We start from the raw sequence: 17626 nt of genomic DNA, 5'->3' as shown, positions 1-17626 counted from the left end.
TTTGACCAGAAATCAAAAACTTTTTGCATAATTTCGGCAGGATTCTGCAATTTTTTAATGGAGTGACACAAATGGAAAAACGAGACGCTCATATCCACACGCCTTTTTGCCCTCACGGCTCGAAAGACACGCTGAAACAATATGTCGAAAAAGCCCTGGAAAAAGGCTTTGACTCGATCACATTTACAGAGCATGCCCCCCTTCCCCCGTCTTTTCAAGATCCTGTACCGCTTCAAGACAGCGCAATGGATCTCAGACAGATGGAGGTTTATTTGGAGCGGCTGTCACAGCTGAAAAAGGAATACAAGGGACAAATCAGCATTCTGACTGGGCTTGAAACCGATTTTATCACAGGGTATGAAGAAGAAACCGCGGCGTTTCTTAACACATACGGCCCCTCACTGGATGACGGCATTTTATCCGTTCATTTTTTGAAGGCCGGTCCGTCTTATATATGCCTTGATTTTGATGAGCATGCGTTTCAGCAGCTGGCCGCGCACTTCGGCAGCGTTGAAGCCGTATATGAGCAATACTACAAAACTGTGTATTCTTCCATTGTAACACCGCTCGGACCATTTAAGCCAAAACGGGTCGGCCATATCACGCTCGTCAAAAAATTCGCGCGCCTTTTCCCTTACAGCATGTCACCTCAAATAAGAGAGCTTGCGGCCCGCTGTCTTGACGCCGTGAAAGAGCACGGAATGGAGCTGGATGTGAATACATCCGGACTCAGAAAGAAGTTTGCCGGGGAAGTATATATAGAGGATTGGATGGCTGAGACGGCGAAGCAAAAAAAAATCCCGCTCATATTCGGGTCGGATGCCCATCAAGCGGAAGATGTCGGCAGTTCCTATGAAACGTACAAAAGCATCGTCACTTCATAAGCGCCGCATCGGGACGGCGGAACACGCTTTCGATCCAAATCTTCACCTCTTCAAAATACCTTTTATAAAAGTACGGCTCATGAGGCTGCATATAGAGCACCTCCGTAATATATTGAGGCTGGAGATACGGCATCATCAAGAGGGATTTCAATTGCAGAATAAAATGCGGCACGGGCAGCGTCAGCCGTTTGTGGCGTGACTGCCCTTCTTCAATCACCAGCTGGAAAATATATTTTTCTTTCATTAAGTAAGTAGACATAATTTCCCTGATAAGCACGGAATCAATCGTCACTTCCCGATACACAAAACGTGTTAATTGACGATGATCGTGCTGATAGGATAAAATATCGAAAATCACCCGCAGGATGCGTTCCTGCGCGTCTTCACCGTTCACACTGCCGGCGGCTTTTTCCAGCGCTTCAGTATAGCCTTCGTAAAACTCGGAAACTAAATGTTCCATTAATCCGCCTTTCCCTTTAAAATAGTAGGAGATGTGCGCAACATTTACATCAGCTGACTTTGCGATTTCACGGACGGACGTGCCGGAATAGCCTTTTTGGTTAAACAGCAGGACAGCGGCGTTAATAATTTTGTCTTTGGTGCTTACTTTCATACGGCTCACCCCTTTATGTGTTTACAATTCAAGCAGAAAGGCGCCGTTCCTGTAAGAACTTCTCGACAAATGCCGGCAGAACGGCCGGAACTTTGTTTGATATTATAGAAAAAGTGAGGGTTTTCCATGTTTCATGTCGAAAAACAGTCCGGAGATAAAGAAAAAAGTTATCAGCTTCTGCTTAAACAGCTCGAAGCCATGACAGAAGATGAAACGGATGCGATCGCAAATTACGCGAATGCGTCAGCGCTTTTATACCATTCATTACATGAGGTCAATTGGGCGGGGTTTTACTTCGCTAAAGAGGGCGAGCTTGTACTCGGACCATTTCAAGGACTTCCTGCCTGTGTGCGCATTCCGTTCGGCAAAGGCGTATGCGGCACTGCCTACTCCAACGGCGCCGTGCAGCGGATTGCCGATGTGAATGCGTTCCCGGGACACATTGCCTGTGACGCGGCTTCCCAGTCAGAAATCGTCCTCCCGATCCGCGTAAACGGAGAAGTGATCGGTGTGCTGGACATTGACAGCCCCGTGAAAAACCGTTTTGATGAAACGGACGAAACCTATTTAGCAAAGTTTGTTGAAACGCTTGAAAAACGATTAGGATAAAAAAGGAGTTCGGCCCGCAGGCCGGCTCCTTTTTTACGTCGCCGTGCTGTTTTGATGGATGATCAGCCGGTTTTTACCGCTCCGTTTGGCGATATAAAGCGCCTCGTCCGCTTGCTGAACGAGCATTTTCAACGGCTTAGGGCCAGTCTTTGACCAGCAGGAAACGCCGCAGGAAATCGTTACGCGCGGCTCGGTGTTTTCCCGGATGGCGCGGACGAGCCTTTTGGCAATGCGCTCTCCGGATGACACGTTGATGTTCGGCAGATAGACAGCCAGCTCTTCGCCTCCCCATCTCGCGGCAACATCGTGCTCCCGGATATGGTTTTTCATAACGGAGGCCACCTGAATGAGGATCGAATCTCCCGTTTGATGTCCGTATGTATCATTAATGTGTTTGAAATTATCGATATCAACGAGGATAAATACACCCCGTTTATGGATTTTCATGCTGTATTGAATTTTCTCATCCAAATAGGTTCTTGAATACAGCTCCGTCAGCTGGTCTGTCTGAACAAGATGCTCAAGCCTGTCGCGCAGCATGGAGTTCGTTACAGCCAATGTCGCATGGTGAATGAGCGCTTGAAAAAGCTTATACATTTCAAACGTAAAAGCATACAAATCCTTTTTCAATAAAATCGCGAATCCGAAGACGGTGTCATTTTCGATCATCGGCACCGCCATCAGCGAACCGTAGCCATTTTCGCCGAATACGGTCTTTCCGCTGCCGATAAACACACCCTTTTCTCCCTCGAACAGCTTTTCTTTCACAATGCTGATATATGGGTTGGCGCGTTCTGTCTTAAAAAAGGCGGTATGTCCGGGAAGCAGATTTTGCGTCTCAAAATGATCAATATGAAAAAAAGCCACTTCTTCGGCGTAAAACGATTGGGTCATGATGGCGGCGAGCTCCCGCATCGTATCAGTGAGCCTGAGACGCTGATTCAGCTGGCGCGATGTTTCATTAATGAGCTCCAGATTCGCAATGCTTTTTTTCGATTGCTCATACAGCTGCGCATTTTCAAATGCTTTTCCCGCTGCGCCTGTAAGCAGCAGCATTTCACTCAGCGTGCTGCACGAAAGCGCGGCGTCCTGCATTCCCTCCGTCTTCAGAACCCCGTAAGTCCCCTGCTGGCCTTTGATCGGCAGGTAAGCAGATGACCTGCCTTTCCTGAGCATTCTGCCTGATAAAAACACCTGCAGGGCAAACTGATCGGCGTCTTCTCCGTCCATATGCAATTCTTTTGCGGGGAGCTGTCTGTCCGTATCCTGGTCCTGCGAGATGAACAGTGAAAAACGGAAAGACTGGAAAGCCTTCCTCAAACTCGCCTGCAGCTTTTCCAATACTTCATCCTGATCTAAAAGCGAATGGAACATTTCTGTCATTCTGTGGATTTTCCGCTGATGCTTTGTTTTGTCAAACAGCCCGCTCTGTCTCACAGATTGATTGATAAATTGAGTAACGAGCTCAGGCAATGATTCCGGGATCGGCAGCCCGCCTTCCGTGCGCAGATAAAAGGATCTGCCGGACGTCTGATTCCTGATCATAAAACGGCCGTCACTCTCTTTCAGCGGAGCATAATTCGGTTCCTCTTCTGTTTTTATGGTGAAACGTGCTGATTCAGCCGGTGAAAGGGTCAATGAAAGAGATGTAAAGCAGGATTCTAGAGCTGAGGCCAGCCATAACAGCGAGTCGGATAATGAGACGGATTCAGATTTCGTTAAGAAAAAAGAAAGCATTTTCTGATGAAAGGCCGTCACTTCATCGATTGTTTGTTTTTTCATTTTTATCACCTAAACATGTACTACTCATTTTTGTACATTATATCATAAACCGGCAGTCTTCATGGAGAAATGGTTGACGGCGGCGGAGAAAAATCATATAATGTTCTTTGTGTGAAATATTGCAGCCTTTTTGTTCAGCTTCTGTGTTTGCATTTTGTTCCTTAGCTGTAAGGTGTATCGTGTAACTCTCTGCTGCTGGAGCGAGGATACATGAAAACAAAATGTGCACGGTCGGATCGAACAGACGGTTTTTATTTTCCACAAAATAAAACCAAAGGAGGAGTCACATTATGGCTCGCTATACAGGTCCATCATGGAAACTGTCCCGCCGCTTAGGAATCTCTCTTAGCGGTACAGGTAAAGAATTAGAAAAACGCCCTTACGCACCAGGTCCCCACGGTCCGGGACAGCGTAAAAAACTATCAGAATACGGTTTGCAATTGCAAGAAAAGCAAAAACTTCGTCACATGTACGGTGTAAACGAACGTCAATTCCGTACATTGTTTGACAAAGCTGCAAAAATGACTGGTAAACACGGCGAAAACTTCATGATTCTTTTAGATGCACGTCTTGATAACGTTGTGTACAAGCTTGGTCTTGCGCGCACTCGCCGTCAGGCACGCCAATTAGTTAACCACGGTCACATCCTTGTTGACGGAAGCCGCGTTGACATTCCGTCTTACCAAGTAAAACCTGGTCAAACAATCGGTGTTCGCGAAAAATCAAGAAACCTTTCTATCATCAAAGAATCTGTAGAAGTAAACAACTTCGTTCCTGAGTACCTTACTTTCGACGCTGAAAAGCTTGAAGGTACATTCACTCGTCTTCCAGAGCGCTCTGAGCTTGCTCCGGAAATTAACGAAGCGCTTATCGTTGAGTTCTACTCTCGTTAATTGAAATGCTCTTTAAAGAGCATTGGATTAAACCCTAGAAACGTTGTTATATCAACATTTCTAGGGTTTTTCTTTTGGGCTGTCAGAATGGTGGACAGATGCCCCCTCTCTTTATTAAAAAAAGCCCCTGTCCGGGGCTTTTTTATGTGCCAACTGGCCGCTCTGCTAATTTTAAAGTACCGACCGGGCGCTCTGTTATTTTAACATCTGATGATTCTTGATTAATCTTAACTGCAGCTAAACCACTTAACGTAACAAAGATTAGGGCTGCACAAAGAATCATTTTTTTCAATTATAATCCCTCCAGGTGCCTCATTTTCTCCTCGGCTAAAATAGCATGTTTAGGAAATTCAATGCTTCTTTATAAGGCATTATTGTTCCTGCTGGTTATTTTGATGGGCTGAAATCGGCCGTATACGGATGATTTAAAGCTCATCACTCTGGTGAGTTCTGTAATAATTCTCAGCAGTATAGATATTCCATTCCCAAAAACTTGATCCCTGAGATAAAATATACCTATCTAAGAATATCTCAAAATTAAGTTGCATTGGTTCATACTCAATAAATCCGCGGAACCATAAATAGTTTGGATCTATGGACATTTTGGTTTTGTCAATTAACAAATAACATCCGTCTAACAGATGTGCGACGGGAATAAACTGAGGCTTTAAAAAATCATTTTGCATATACTTTTCAATCTCTTCTAAATTAAGAATATGCAAACCCCCACCTACATTCTCACCGTAAATCAACGATTCAAATATTCTGGCCCCATTATGCAATTTTAAAAAGGTTTTATAATCTTCAGGAAGTGAGACTTTTATTTTCTTCTCAAAACTCTCAATCTCCAGATCTGTTGCGCCTTTAGAGAAAGTACATTCTGTTTCTAAAAGCGTTCCTTCATTCCCTAAAATTTTCAAGCGGCCTTTTTCATCAATTAATTCTTTTAGACCTTGGAGCGTTTTTTCAACAAAAACTGCCATTGAGCCACCTCTTACTTATTAATATTTATCCCACCAAGGATTTAATAGGTTTTGGTGCATATCACGAGGGAGAGGATACAAATTATTAAAGTTATTCTTTCCCCCTTACTTTAGCGGAAGCACATGGAGAATATCGAATGAACTCCAATTCCACTTTGGATCACCGTATGTGTCGATATACTTCTTTATATAGTTACCTCGATCCGTTCTGCTATCCCATTTAGTTCTTTTATCGACAGGTACAACCGGGAAATTTGCTTTAGCCGGTAAAGGCATTGTTTTTTTGCTGTGAGTATTTATTATCTCCGGATACAGCATTGCTATTTTATTCGCAAGAGCAGGAGCCGACGTTCCAGTGGAAGTATCAGGAAGTGAACCTTTCCAACCGGCTACCGAAGTATGTTGGGACATAAAAAACTTTGTCTTTTTAGGATAATACGACTTTGAATATGATTTACCTACTTTAATATCCTTCCCTAAAAATTCTCTGTTATGGAGAAAAACCTTTCTATATTTTCCGCTATAAGTGCTACTTTCATATAAATCGTTTCTTGCTTCGATAACTATCGGCTTTTCGCCAACTATGCTTGCTATTTAATTGTTAAACCCTGACCAATTTTCCTTTTCACTTTTCGTAATCCCCTTAACGCAACCTAAGAATCATCCCGACTGACTAACTGTTTGACTTTGTACCCGATAACAGCAAGATAAACTACAATAATACAGATCAACACACCAGGTCCAAAATTAGTTTGCGACATTAAGTAAACACTAACCACACCGAAAACGATGTACATCATAATGTCAAAAATAATAATTTTCTCAGTAGTCATTTTGTTTTCCCCCATCTGCCTCATTCAAGGTGTTATTTTTAACCACCCATATATTATCAAAAATATAAAAATCATGTTAACACACTATCACAATAAACTGCACTTGAAATAAAGCCAGTAATGGTGACTATAAAATCATTTTAAATTTCTAAACCGAACTTAAGAAGTTCCCGATGATTCACAGAATAAAAAAAGCACCCGATCCGGGTGCTTCATACATTAAAATCATCGTATTCCCTTCTTTCATCACACCATACTCAGCTGCGGTTCGAATAATTCATAGTGAATCGATTCCGGCGGTGCATTGAATTCGGAAATCAGCTTTTTCATTGCCTTAATGAATGATGGTGATCCGCACAGATAAAAATCAGCCTCTTTTTCTGTCATCACTTCTTCTAACAGCTGTTTGTCAATCCGGCCTTCCCGAAAGCGAATGTTTTCTGAACGGTCTTGTTCGGACGGCTCGCTGTAAATAAAGACGGTGTCAACGGATGAATGTTCCGCGGCTTCTTCCGCTTCATGCCGCAGCGCATGATACTCGCCGCTCCTTGCCGCATGGATAAAGAGAACGTTTCGCTGCGGCTGGGCTTTGGCAACCGTCTTTAACATGCTGATCATCGGGGTAATTCCGACACCGGCACTGATGAGAACAAGATTCTTTTTGGAAGCAGGGTCTAATACGAAGTCACCGGCCGGAGCGCTGATCTCAATTGAATCTTTTTCATGTAATTGGTCATGCAGATAAGAGGAAACAACCCCTTCTTTTTTCACGGAAATCCGGTAATAATCCTTACCGGACACATCGGATAGGCTGTACTGGCGGATATGTGTATAACCCGTATCCGGAATGTATACTTTTACACTGATATATTGTCCCGCTTTGAATTCGGGGAGAACTTGTCCGTCTTCCGGTTTTAAATAAAAAGACATGATCTCTTTGCTTTCTTTTACTTTTTTATCAATTTTAAACGCCTTATCGTCTTTCCAGCCGCCTTTTTGTGTTTCCGCTTGTTCATACATCTCCTTCTCAATACCGATAAATGCGTCTGCAATGACGCCGTATGCTTTTTCCCATGCCTGAATGACCTCAGGAGAAGCCCCGTCTTTTAACACATCCTTTATCGCGATTAACAAGTACTTGCCAACGATTGGGTAATGCTCGGGCTTAACTCCGATACTCCGGTGTTTTTGGCTGATTTGTTTAACGACGGGAACGATGTTTTCCAAGCGGTCAATATTGGCGGCGGCCGCGATCACAGCATTCGACAAAGCTGTACGCTGGGTTTTTTTCTTTTGATTCGTCTGATTAAAGACATTCAGCAGCTCAGGGTGATGCTGAAACAGCAGGTCATAAAATCGTCCTGTGATTTCTTCACCATGCTCTTTTAAGACCGGCACTGTGCTTTTAACGATTTCAATTGTTTTTTCATCGAGCATTCAGAAATCCCTCCAAAGATGTCAGCATCTCGTTGAACTGAGAAAAGAATTATGTTGAATTCTTTTTTATAAATTTCCCTGATTAAAAAGCGTTAACCATCCCAATTTGAAGCGAATTCAGGAAAAACCATACAGATACTATCCGCCCCTTATTGCAAACTTCAAAATGTGGACTTGCCGTGGTGTACTTGTCCGTTGTCAGCATTTAATAAAGTACGGGAGGTGAGATGAATGGGTAAAAAATCGAAAGTATATTACTGTGACCCTAAGTATATTGTGACTGACACGTATACTGACAAAGAAGTGGTTTACGTATATCAGGAAGAAACAATTCATGAGGTTATTGATCCGGGCGATCCCGGGAAATGCGGATGTAAAAAGCATAAAAAAAGACACAAAAAGTAATTGGTTCGATTTCTTGCCTTATCTCAGGTTAAACACGCAAGTTTCAGCAGACCTCCGTACCTTTTGGCTCCTCTTTTTCAGAGGGGTCTTTTTTATGCTTATCTTCAAGCAAATACGTTGAGAGAGAGCGATTTGCCTGATATCCTTGTCATATACAAACTACACAGGAGGCATGATGATGAGCAAAAAAATCGCAGTTCTGATAACAGACCAATTCGAGGATATTGAATATACAAGCCCGGCAGAAGCATTTAAAAAAGCAGGCCACAGTGTGGTGACCATAGATTTGGAAGCAGGAAAAGAAGTGACCGGCAAGCACGGTGAAAAAGTAAAGATTGATCAAGCGATCTCAGACGCAGACGCCGTTGAATTCGATGCGTTATTAATTCCTGGAGGCTTTTCACCGGATCTGCTTCGCGGAGATGACCGCCCGGGTGAATTTACTAAAGCATTCGTGGAAAATCAGAAACCCGTTTTTGCGATCTGCCACGGCCCGCAGCTGCTGATTGATACCGACCTTCTGAAAGGAAAAGATATCACGGGATACCGCAGCATCCGCAAAGACTTAATCAATGCCGGCGCAAATTATAAAGATGAAGAAGTCGTTGTCAGCCATAACATTGTAACAAGCAGAACACCTGACGATTTGGAAGCCTTTAATCGCGAATCATTGAATCTGCTGAAATAAGCGAATAAAAATGCACAGACCAGTTCAGTCTGTGCATTTTTTTATGGATTTATAAAGAAACACCAATAGTTAGACCTATTCTCTCCCTCATCCATAATAAGTAAAATAAAGAGTGGGTTTTTCAACACTCGACGGGAGGTTCGCTTATGTGGATAATCATTTTTCTGCTTATCATTTTAATCGGTTTTACCGGAAATATCGTCTCGCTTTTAAGAGCGCAACGGCGTGCAACTCAAAGAATGATTGAGCTTTTAGAAGAGAAAAGCCGAAAATAACCTTTCAGTGCTGTTTCATCCGTAATAATAATAAAAATTTCGGCAGATTTCCTGAAAGATAATTTGATGCCCTGTCTCGTTCGGATGAAGGCCTTCTGACATGCACATTTTACGGAAAGCGGGATTATACGGGTCGATGAGATCCGTATCAAATAGGTCGGCATACGGTACAGAAAGCAGGGTGCAGGCTTCTTTCTGGGCTTTCACATAGTCAGCCAGCTTCAAACCCAGTTTATTTTTATCAGTATCACGTCGGACGATTTTTCCGTTTGACATTTTCGCTTGTTTCGTCGGGGTCACTGCAATGATGCTCGCGCCTTTATTTCTGCTGCGGAGCTGCTGAATGACTTGGCAGAAACCTCCGTAAAATGAAGTGATATCTTTTTCATCTGTGCCGATGGGGATGTGGCCGCACCAATCATCATCTGTTCCCTGCACGATAATGACATCTTGTCCCGACGTTTTCAGCGATTGCTGATAAATGTTATCGTTTCCGTTGTTACTCATATTGACGCCGCTGACAGACAGATTGGTGATTTCGGCGTTTGTCCGGTCTTTCAGAATGTCACCAAAGCTGTATTTCGCACGCAGCCCCCGGGCGACGCTGTCACCTAAGATCGCGATTTTCGAAGCCTTCTGCAGCCTGCTTATGCTGATGAAGTCAACGCTGATATGCCCGCTGTCCGTAATATGCAAAAGCTTGCTGCTGATATCCTGCGAATAGATTGTTTCTCCTTCAGAGTCTTGATACATTTCCTCATTCAGCTTCATTCGGCGTCATCCCTTCCTGTTTTATCCTTCGGCATGTTGTTCAAAAATCAAAAACGGACACGAACAAACAGCGTCATGTTGTCAGTTCAGTGTCCGCAGGTGATACTGGAGTTTTTATCCAGTCCCTTTATTCCCATTATAGCAGATCATATATCATCGTTTCTACAGTCAGCATTTAAAACAGCGTTTGCGGGAAGAGCGTCGTTTCTGATGGGACCGTCTTGTGCGATGTGTCCGTTTTTTGCTGCGTGAACGATGTGTCCGGTGCGTCCGTTTTTTGCTGCGTGAACGGTGTGTCCGGTGTGTCCGTTTTTTGCTGCGTGAACGGTGTGTCCGGTGTGTCCGTTTTTTGCTGCGTGAACGATGTGTCCGGTGTGTCCGTTTTTTGCTGCGCGAACGGTGTGTCCGGTGCGTCCGTTTTCTGCTGCGCGAACGGTGTGTCCGGTGCGTCCGTTTTTGGCTGCGTGAACGGTGTGTCCGGTGTGTCCGTTTTTGGCTGCGTGAACGGCGCTTGCTTTTTCTGGAAACCGGTTCTTGGTGCAAATACTCCCCTAACCCTTCTCTATGAGCAACGGCGACTCCATGTTCAATTTCTTTAACAGAAATAGCGTTCAATCGTATTCACCTCCCTTTTTCTTTACACCATAACGTATGAAATGAAAGTCTCTCTTGTATAAGCTTCTCTCTCAATCCGTGATAGAAATAGTCATTTACATAACAAAAAGACCCGTGCAAACGGGCCTCTCTGTTAAAACGCAAAATACAAGAACTGATTTATTTTTTCCTTTCACTCTCCGGCTCGGGATGAATCATCACCTGTGCTTGTTTAAATTCATCCGTAATATCCCTTTCAATGCGGTCACACAAGTCGTGCACGTCTTTAATCGTCACGTGAGACGCCACGACCATGTGAAAATCAATATACTCCTGCGGGCCGGACCGCCTTGTGCGAAAATCGTGAATTTCAATAAATTCGTGATGGAATGTTTCGATAATCTCTAAAATTGTTTTTTCTTCCTCCTCTGACAAACGGGTGTCAATCAGCGGTGGAAATGCTTCTTTCATTAATTTAAACGCTTCATATATGATATACACCGCCAGCACCATACCTATAATCGGATCAAGTATGTACCACTTCGTTAATGTAACGACCAAAAGGCTTGCCGCTACGCCTAATGATGTGTACACGTCAGTCAGTAAGTGCAGGGCATTTGATTTCATTGCCACGGAATTAACCTTTACAGCTTCTCTTTTTACTAATTTCGAGACGATCAAATTAATAAGAGCTCCCGCAAGCATCACAACGATTCCTAATACCGGCAGATGAACAGGCTCCGGGTTTACCAGTTTTTGAATGCATTCATAAATCATCCAAATCCCCGCCGCAAAAATCAGCATTGTTTCGATCGTTCCGGACAGATTCTCGACCTTTCCATGGCCGTACGGATGCCCTGTATCAGCCGGCTTTTTTGAAATCCTGACGGAAATAAACGCGATGAAGGCGGCGATCAGATCTAAAAAAGAATGAATGGCTTCGGAAAGTATTGCGACAGACCCGGTTACCATGCCTACCGCTATTTTGAGCATGACGACCAGAGAATTGCTTATCACTGATAAAAAAGCGATTTTAGAGGTGTTTTCCACCATGATCCTCCTCTTTTTGACTTCTTGGATTTATCGTATCAAACGGCATCCGTGTGGGTCTACGGCAACGTTTTTCACAAGAGCCATACAAGTAACTCTCCCCAAAATAAGTTGGAAAGCGACAACACGGGCGAATTGTTCTTTCAGCACTCAAGTCCCATTGACAACATACAACCGCTTACATTATAGTAGTTTCATGAATAACCACTATGGAGGATGTTTATGGAGGATGTTCTGAAAGAACTGCAGAAATTCGGATTTTCTCAATACGAATGCAAAGCATATATCGGCTTGTTGAAACACTCGCCTGTTACCGGATATGAAATCAGTAAAAGGTCAGGCGTCCCCCGCTCAATGATCTATGAAGTATTGGGAAAATTAGTTGATAAAGGCGCTGTCCATATTGTGCCGTCTGATCCGGTTACATATGCCCCGCTTGCCGGAAAGGAATTAATCGACCGGCTGCGGCATGACTTCGAGAGCTCCTTCGGCTATCTTGAAGAGAAATTATTGGCGCTTGAAAGCGAGCAGGAGATGAATGTTATCCGCCGCATCAGCACAAATGATCATGTCATCAATGAATTGAAGGATATGATTGAAAAAGCCGAGGAAGAGTTATGGCTGTCTGTCTGGGAACAGCAGATTCCCTTTATTCAAGAGGCCGTTAACAAACGCGCCGCCGAAAAATTACCCGTCTTTTCGATTGTGTTCGGCCCTCCGGAAGTGAAGCTCGGAAATACGACACATCATAATATGTCTCCTGAAGTGGCGGAAAAACGCATGGGCGGAAGATTAACGATAGCAGCACGGGATAATAAAGAAGTCTTAATCGCCAATTTTTCCCCGCAGACGAATGCCTGGGCCATTAAAACAGAAGATCCCGCTCTCGTTCTCGTGGCCATGGAATATATGAGGCATGACCTGATGTTTGCGGAGCTTGTGAAAGAAGTCGGAGCTGAAAAAGTTGAAGGTCTGATGAAACAAAACCATGCGTTATTTCATGTCGTCACCGGAAATCGTTTCATTTAAATGTGAGCCGTATTTTCTTTGATTTTTTCATTAGTCGTTATCATTATAATCTCTAAGGAAGGAGTATAAAAATGATTCAGACAGAAGTGCAAAAAACAGCCGTTTCCCGGGAAATGAACGATACGTTTTTACAGGGGGTGCGGGATTGTGTGCCTACACTGCTGGGCTATATGAGTGTCGGTTTTGCTTTTGGCATTGTTGGCGTTGCCTCACACCTCAGTATTCTTGAAATTTGTTTGTTATCCTTATTGGTCTATGCCGGCGCCGCCCAATTTATTATTTGCTCACTTCTTGTTTCCGGGAGTCCGATTTCCGTCATTATTTTAACGACGTTCATCGTCAATCTGCGGCACCTGCTCCTGAGCCTGACCATCGCGCCTTATTTTACAAAATACTCTTTGGTGAAGAATATCGGCTTCGGTGCTTTGCTTACTGACGAATCTTTCGGGGTAGCGGTGAACAAGGCGGTTCAGAACGGCAGGCTGTACGATAAGTGGATGAACGGCCTCAATATAACCGCCTATGCGTGCTGGGTTATTTCTTGTGTGATGGGCGGGCTTCTCGGACAATGGATATCTGATCCTTACGGCTTCGGTCTGGACTTTGCTTTGCCCGCTATGTTTGCGGCGCTTTTGGTGCTGCAATTGCAGTCGTCCGCGTCGGAAAAGCTGAAACACAGCCTCTCCCTTATTCTCTATATGATCATTTTTATGATCTTGTTATCGTATTTCGTCCCGTCACACATCGCGGTCATCGTCTCAACCGTAATTGTGGCAACAATCGGGGTGGTGACGGACAAATGAGCATCAGCACGCAAATGATCTGGATTATACTCGGCTGCATGATTGTTACGCTTGTGCCGCGCATTGTTCCTTTTATATTTGTCCGGAACATTCAGATGCCGGAATTGGCTTTAAAGTGGCTCTCCTTTATTCCGCTTTGTATTTTGACCGCCTTGGTAACGGAAAGCATGATCATAAAAACAAACAGCACTTTGACCTTTAATTGGAAAGCAATGATCGTCCTCATCCCGACATTGCTTTGCGCAATGCGGACGAAAAGCTTATCCATCACGGTTATTACAGGTGTTGTACTGATGGCCGCCGTCAGACTGATATGGTGACAAACAAAAGCCTCCATCCCTTGGGAATGGAGGCTTTTGTTTTATGAGGTCGGATTTTCTTCTTCCGCCTCAGGTTCTTCGGCTTTGACTTCGGCGTTCATGCTTTGCTGCTGTTCCCAATGATCCCGCTGCAATCTTTCTTTCGCAATGGTAAACATGAAATTCATGGCGCAGCGCCCCTTCCCTGTTTTGCTTATACTACGTACTGTACTCATTTCCCGGTGCAGTATTCGCAAAACATAAAAAAGCAGCCTGCCGCATTGAGCGGCCGGACTGCTCTTTATTTTCAGTATGTGATCAGGAAGTATTTTTTCTTTCCGCGGCGCAGTACGGTAAATTGATCTTCGATGCGGTCTTCCGCCGTCAGCAGATGACCGATATCCGTCTGGCGCTCTCCGTTAATGTAAACAGCCCCGTTTTGAATGTCTTCGCGGGCCTGCCGTTTTGAAGGCGACAACTTAGATTCCACAAGCACGTCTACTAAAGACAGTTCTTCAGAGCGGTCTTTTTCAAGTGAAGGCACGTCTTTAAAACCTACCTTGACGTCTTGAGCGGAAAGCTCTTTAATATTGCCGCTGAACAGCGCCTGAGAAATATGAACGGCCTGCTCAAACGCTTCACGGCCGTGTACAAGTACAGTCACTTCTTCAGCAAGGCGTTTCTGCGCTTCCCTTTTCTCTGGAGCCGTCTCCGCTTTTTCAGCATAAGCTTCAATTTCCTCTTTTGATAAGAAAGTAAAGTATTTTAAATATTTGACGACGTCACGGTCATCTGTATTGATCCAGAATTGGTAGAATTCATACGGCGATGTCTTTTCTTTATCAAGCCAAATCGCGCCGCCTTCTGTTTTGCCGAATTTCGTGCCGTCAGCTTTTGTGACGAGCGGAATGGTAAGGCCGAACGCTTTCGCCCCTTCTTCTTCCGATTTTCTGATCAGTTCAAGACCTGCCGTGATGTTGCCCCACTGGTCACTGCCTCCGATTTGGAGTTTGCAGTTCTTTTCTCTGTACAGATTCAGAAAATCGTAGGATTGCAGGATCATGTAGCTGAATTCCGTGTAAGAAATTCCGGTTTCAATTCTTGAGCTTACAGTATCTTTCGCAAGCATGTAGTTGATTCCGAAGTTCTTTCCGACGTCGCGGAGAAAATCAATGATGCTCATTTTTCCGATCCAGTCAAAGTTGTTCGCTATGACGGCTGGGTTTTCTCCTGCATCGAAATCTAAAAATTGAGAAAGCTGATTTTTAATTTTTTGCGACCATTCGACAACGATATCCTGAGTATTTAACGTGCGCTCCGCTTTTTTACCGCTCGGATCGCCGATCAGCCCCGTCGCTCCGCCTACAAGCGCAATCGGATGGTGGCCTGCAAGCTGGAAACGGCGCAGTGTCAATATCGGCAGAAGGTGTCCGATGTGCAGGCTGTCCGCCGTCGGGTCGAAACCTGAGTATAAACGGATTTTTTCTTCGTTCAGCTGTTTATTCAGTCCTTCTTCATCCGTCATTTGCTGGATTAAGCCGCGGAAGGATAAATCTTCTAATAAGTTAGTCATTTTGTCTGCTCCTTTTTTTATGGAAATAAAAAACGCCCCTTCGTTTAAAACGAAGGGACGATATAATCGCGGTACCACCCTACTAATAAAAGCATAAAAAAGCTTTTATCACTCTTTTTGATAACGGACCGTGTCCGTTCTTCCACTACTGAAAGCCTTGGAAGGGCTTTGTTCGCAAAAGCGGTTCATGAGTGTATTCGGCATATCTTATGTGCTGATTTTCACCGGCCATCAGCTCTCTGGAACAATCAGATATCCTACTTGTCTCAATCAAAACCTTTTCGTATGAAGCTTACTCATTTTTAACATAAATAAGATGTGATGTCAACGCCGTCTCTTTAATCTTCCATTGTGGACAGGTCGCCTGCCGGCAGGTTCAGCTCCCACGCCTTCAGCACACGTCTCATGATTTTTCCGCTCCGTGTTTTCGGAAGTTTATCTTTGAATTCAATTTCCCGAGGTGCGGCATGGGCGGCCAGCCCTTGTTTTACAAAAAGACGAATATCCTCCTTCAGCTGATCGGATGGCTCATGCCCTTCTCTGAGCGCGATAAATGCTTTAATAATTTCTCCCCGGACAGGATCCGGCTTTCCGATGACACCGGCTTCGGCAATCGCCGGATGTTCAACAAGTTTGCTTTCGACTTCAAACGGGCCGACGCGCTCGCCGGATGTCATAATGACGTCATCGACTCTGCCTTGGAACCAAAAATAACCGTCTTCATCCATATAAGCTGAATCTCCGGAAACATACCAGCCGCCCGGCATGAAATAAGATTCATATTTTTCTTTGTTATTCCAAATGGAATCCATCATGGACGGCCAGCCCTTTTTAATGGCGAGGTTCCCCATTCGGTACGGCGGAAGCTCATTCCCTTGATTGTCAACGATCGCCGCTTCCACTCCCGGAATGGGTTTCCCCATTGAACCCGGCTTGATCTCCATGCACGGATAATTGCAGATAAGCTGCCCGCCTGTTTCCGTCATCCACCACGTATCGTGGATGCGCTTGCCGAATACTTTATGTCCCCACTTAATGACCTCCGGGTTTAAAGGTTCTCCGACACTCAGGACGTGACGAAGTGAAGTAAGATCAAATTTGGACGCCATTTCATCTCCGGCGCCCATAAGCATTCTGAAAGCCGTCGGAGCGCTGTACCAGACGCTCACACCGAGCTTTTCAATCGTGCCGTACCAATTTTCCGGACTGAATCTGCCGCCGACGATCACATTCGCCGCTCCGTTCAGCCACGGCGCAAAAATCCCGTACACCGTCCCGGTCACCCAGCCCGGGTCCGCCGTGCACCAATATATATCGTCCTCTTTAAGATCAAGCACCCACTTGCCGGTCTGGTATTGCTGAATCATGGCTTCATGAACGTGAAGCACGCCTTTAGGTGTTCCTGTTGACCCTGATGTATAGTGAAGCAGGTAGCCGTCTCTTCTGTCCATCCATTCAATATCAAGTCTCGTGCTTTCTCCTTCAGCCGCTTTATCATAATGAATGATTTTATCTCCGGCTTCTTTGCTGCCGCCGACAATGAAGATATGCTCCAGGTCGGGCAGGCTGTCCGCCGGAATCCGTTCAGCCAGTTCAGGTGTTGTCACGACAACCTTGGCCTGGCTGTTCAACAGGCGGTCTTTCACGGCGCCTTCCATAAATGCTTCAAATAAAGGGCCGGCAATCGCACCGATTTTAATTGCGCCGAGCATGATAAAATAAAGCTCCGGCGAACGCGGCATGAAAATGAAAACGCGGTCCCCTTTTTCAACGTTTCCATACCGTCTCAGCACATTTCCCGCCCGATTCGATTCCTCCATCATTTCTTTAAACGTGTATTTTTCTTCCCGGTTTGCGTCCTTGTAATACAGCGCTACTTTGTTTTTGCGAAATGATTCGGCATGACGGTCAATCGCTTCGTACGCGGCATTCAGCTTTCCGGTCTGATGCCAGGAAAACTCCGTCTCGACTTCTTTCCAATCGAAGCTGCGGTATGTTTCCTCATAATTTTGCAGATGATAATTCCCCTTTTCCGCTGGCAACGTTTTCAAATTCATGCAACATCCCCCTTTGCTTATCTATAGACTAATTATAGTAGATGTTCA

21 protein-coding genes and 1 other annotated feature are annotated in these 17626 nt (G+C 44.7%); of the genes, 9 read left to right on the top strand and 12 right to left on the bottom strand.

What is annotated here, in order from left to right; translation table 11 throughout:
• The first annotated feature begins 71 nt into the window (after nucleotides 1–71).
• Nucleotides 72–884, top strand: a complete 813-nt coding sequence (gene hisJ / locus ACH32G_RS10475) for a histidinol-phosphatase HisJ (RefSeq protein WP_448814331.1) — start codon at nucleotides 72–74, stop codon at nucleotides 882–884.
• Here hisJ and refZ read toward each other — a convergent pair.
• Nucleotides 874–1497, bottom strand: a complete 624-nt coding sequence (gene refZ, locus ACH32G_RS10470) for a forespore capture DNA-binding protein RefZ (RefSeq protein WP_016938572.1) — start codon at nucleotides 1495–1497, stop codon at nucleotides 874–876. The genes hisJ and refZ overlap by 11 nt on opposite strands.
• A gap of 126 nt (nucleotides 1498–1623) precedes the next feature.
• On the opposite strand from refZ, the gene ACH32G_RS10465 reads away from it, so the two are divergent.
• A complete protein-coding gene (locus ACH32G_RS10465) occupies nucleotides 1624–2106 on the top strand; it encodes a GAF domain-containing protein (RefSeq protein WP_016938571.1) in 483 nt (160 codons plus the stop codon).
• Between the two features lie 33 nt (nucleotides 2107–2139).
• Here ACH32G_RS10465 and ACH32G_RS10460 read toward each other — a convergent pair whose 3' ends face one another.
• A complete protein-coding gene (locus tag ACH32G_RS10460; protein ID WP_045926823.1) occupies nucleotides 2140–3888 on the bottom strand; it encodes a sensor domain-containing diguanylate cyclase in 1749 nt (582 codons plus the stop codon).
• Nucleotides 3889–4178: 290 nt separating this feature from the next.
• Here ACH32G_RS10460 and rpsD point away from each other — a divergent pair, with 290 nt between their 5' ends.
• Nucleotides 4179–4781, top strand: a complete 603-nt coding sequence (gene rpsD, locus ACH32G_RS10455) for a 30S ribosomal protein S4 (protein WP_003152406.1) — start codon at nucleotides 4179–4181, stop codon at nucleotides 4779–4781.
• 142 nt (nucleotides 4782–4923) lie between these two features.
• On the opposite strand, the gene ACH32G_RS10450 is transcribed toward rpsD, so the two are convergent.
• The 4 genes from ACH32G_RS10450 to hmpA all read right to left on the bottom strand — a co-directional run bounded on the left by ACH32G_RS10450 (nucleotide 4924) and on the right by hmpA (nucleotide 8034).
• The gene (locus ACH32G_RS10450; RefSeq protein WP_231937489.1) at nucleotides 4924–5064 is read right to left on the bottom strand and encodes a hypothetical protein; all 141 of its coding nucleotides are present in this window, start codon (nucleotides 5062–5064) and stop codon (nucleotides 4924–4926) included.
• A gap of 142 nt (nucleotides 5065–5206) precedes the next feature.
• Complete coding sequence (locus ACH32G_RS10445; RefSeq protein WP_016938568.1) at nucleotides 5207–5764, bottom strand: SMI1/KNR4 family protein; 558 nt, start codon at nucleotides 5762–5764, stop codon at nucleotides 5207–5209.
• 653 nt (nucleotides 5765–6417) lie between these two features.
• Complete coding sequence (locus ACH32G_RS10440) at nucleotides 6418–6597, bottom strand: hypothetical protein (protein WP_415305480.1); 180 nt, start codon at nucleotides 6595–6597, stop codon at nucleotides 6418–6420.
• A gap of 246 nt (nucleotides 6598–6843) precedes the next feature.
• Complete coding sequence (hmpA, locus tag ACH32G_RS10435) at nucleotides 6844–8034, bottom strand: NO-inducible flavohemoprotein (protein ID WP_448814330.1); 1191 nt, start codon at nucleotides 8032–8034, stop codon at nucleotides 6844–6846.
• 231 nt (nucleotides 8035–8265) lie between these two features.
• On the opposite strand from hmpA, the gene ACH32G_RS10430 reads away from it, so the two are divergent.
• The 3 genes from ACH32G_RS10430 (at nucleotide 8266) to ACH32G_RS10420 (ending at nucleotide 9402) form a co-directional block, all read left to right on the top strand.
• Complete coding sequence (locus tag ACH32G_RS10430; protein WP_176465401.1) at nucleotides 8266–8439, top strand: hypothetical protein; 174 nt, start codon at nucleotides 8266–8268, stop codon at nucleotides 8437–8439.
• Between the two features lie 178 nt (nucleotides 8440–8617).
• Nucleotides 8618–9127, top strand: a complete 510-nt coding sequence (locus tag ACH32G_RS10425; protein ID WP_016938563.1) for a type 1 glutamine amidotransferase domain-containing protein — start codon at nucleotides 8618–8620, stop codon at nucleotides 9125–9127.
• A 146-nt stretch (nucleotides 9128–9273) separates the two neighbouring features.
• Nucleotides 9274–9402 (top strand): hypothetical protein, encoded by a 129-nt coding sequence (locus ACH32G_RS10420; protein ID WP_255034232.1) that lies wholly within the window; start codon nucleotides 9274–9276, stop codon nucleotides 9400–9402.
• Between the two features lie 15 nt (nucleotides 9403–9417).
• Here the strand turns inward: ACH32G_RS10420 and ACH32G_RS10415 are convergent, their stop codons facing one another.
• From ACH32G_RS10415 to ACH32G_RS10405, 3 genes are all read right to left on the bottom strand, one after another.
• Nucleotides 9418–10173 (bottom strand): SGNH/GDSL hydrolase family protein, encoded by a 756-nt coding sequence (locus tag ACH32G_RS10415; RefSeq protein WP_448814329.1) that lies wholly within the window; start codon nucleotides 10171–10173, stop codon nucleotides 9418–9420.
• A gap of 168 nt (nucleotides 10174–10341) precedes the next feature.
• On the bottom strand, nucleotides 10342–10788 hold the full coding sequence (locus ACH32G_RS10410; protein ID WP_448814328.1) for a CotG/ExsB N-terminal domain-containing protein: 447 nt from the start codon (nucleotides 10786–10788) through the stop codon (nucleotides 10342–10344).
• A 159-nt stretch (nucleotides 10789–10947) separates the two neighbouring features.
• Complete coding sequence (locus ACH32G_RS10405; protein ID WP_448814327.1) at nucleotides 10948–11820, bottom strand: cation diffusion facilitator family transporter; 873 nt, start codon at nucleotides 11818–11820, stop codon at nucleotides 10948–10950.
• Nucleotides 11821–12039: 219 nt separating this feature from the next.
• Between ACH32G_RS10405 and ACH32G_RS10400 the strand changes: the two genes are divergently transcribed.
• The 3 genes from ACH32G_RS10400 (at nucleotide 12040) to ACH32G_RS10390 (ending at nucleotide 13969) form a co-directional block, all read left to right on the top strand.
• Complete coding sequence (locus tag ACH32G_RS10400) at nucleotides 12040–12846, top strand: TrmB family transcriptional regulator (protein WP_448814326.1); 807 nt, start codon at nucleotides 12040–12042, stop codon at nucleotides 12844–12846.
• A gap of 71 nt (nucleotides 12847–12917) precedes the next feature.
• Nucleotides 12918–13649 carry an AzlC family ABC transporter permease gene (locus ACH32G_RS10395; protein WP_095241488.1) on the top strand — a complete coding sequence of 244 codons (732 nt, stop codon included), beginning with the start codon at nucleotides 12918–12920 and terminating at the stop codon, nucleotides 13647–13649.
• The gene (locus ACH32G_RS10390; RefSeq protein ID WP_448814325.1) at nucleotides 13646–13969 is read left to right on the top strand and encodes an AzlD domain-containing protein; all 324 of its coding nucleotides are present in this window, start codon (nucleotides 13646–13648) and stop codon (nucleotides 13967–13969) included. The genes ACH32G_RS10395 and ACH32G_RS10390 overlap by 4 nt, the downstream gene beginning before the upstream one ends.
• 41 nt (nucleotides 13970–14010) lie before the next feature.
• On the opposite strand, the gene sr7p is transcribed toward ACH32G_RS10390, so the two are convergent.
• The 3 genes from sr7p to acsA all read right to left on the bottom strand — a co-directional run bounded on the left by sr7p (nucleotide 14011) and on the right by acsA (nucleotide 17578).
• Entirely contained in the window at nucleotides 14011–14136 is a 126-nt protein-coding gene (sr7p, locus tag ACH32G_RS10385; protein ID WP_264819001.1) for a small protein SR7P, read from the bottom strand.
• Nucleotides 14137–14255: 119 nt separating this feature from the next.
• On the bottom strand, nucleotides 14256–15521 hold the full coding sequence (tyrS, locus tag ACH32G_RS10380) for a tyrosine--tRNA ligase (protein ID WP_366969076.1): 1266 nt from the start codon (nucleotides 15519–15521) through the stop codon (nucleotides 14256–14258).
• 50 nt (nucleotides 15522–15571) lie between these two features.
• Nucleotides 15572–15804: a binding site (T-box leader), on the bottom strand.
• Between the two features lie 55 nt (nucleotides 15805–15859).
• Nucleotides 15860–17578 (bottom strand): acetate--CoA ligase, encoded by a 1719-nt coding sequence (gene acsA / locus ACH32G_RS10375; protein ID WP_016938553.1) that lies wholly within the window; start codon nucleotides 17576–17578, stop codon nucleotides 15860–15862.
• Nucleotides 17579–17626 lie beyond the last annotated feature (48 nt).

The sequence above is a fragment of the Bacillus sp. CIS52 genome, from assembly GCF_053545315.1.
Note: the sequence above shows the minus strand (reverse complement) of the source record. Positions and strands in the feature narration are given on the sequence as shown.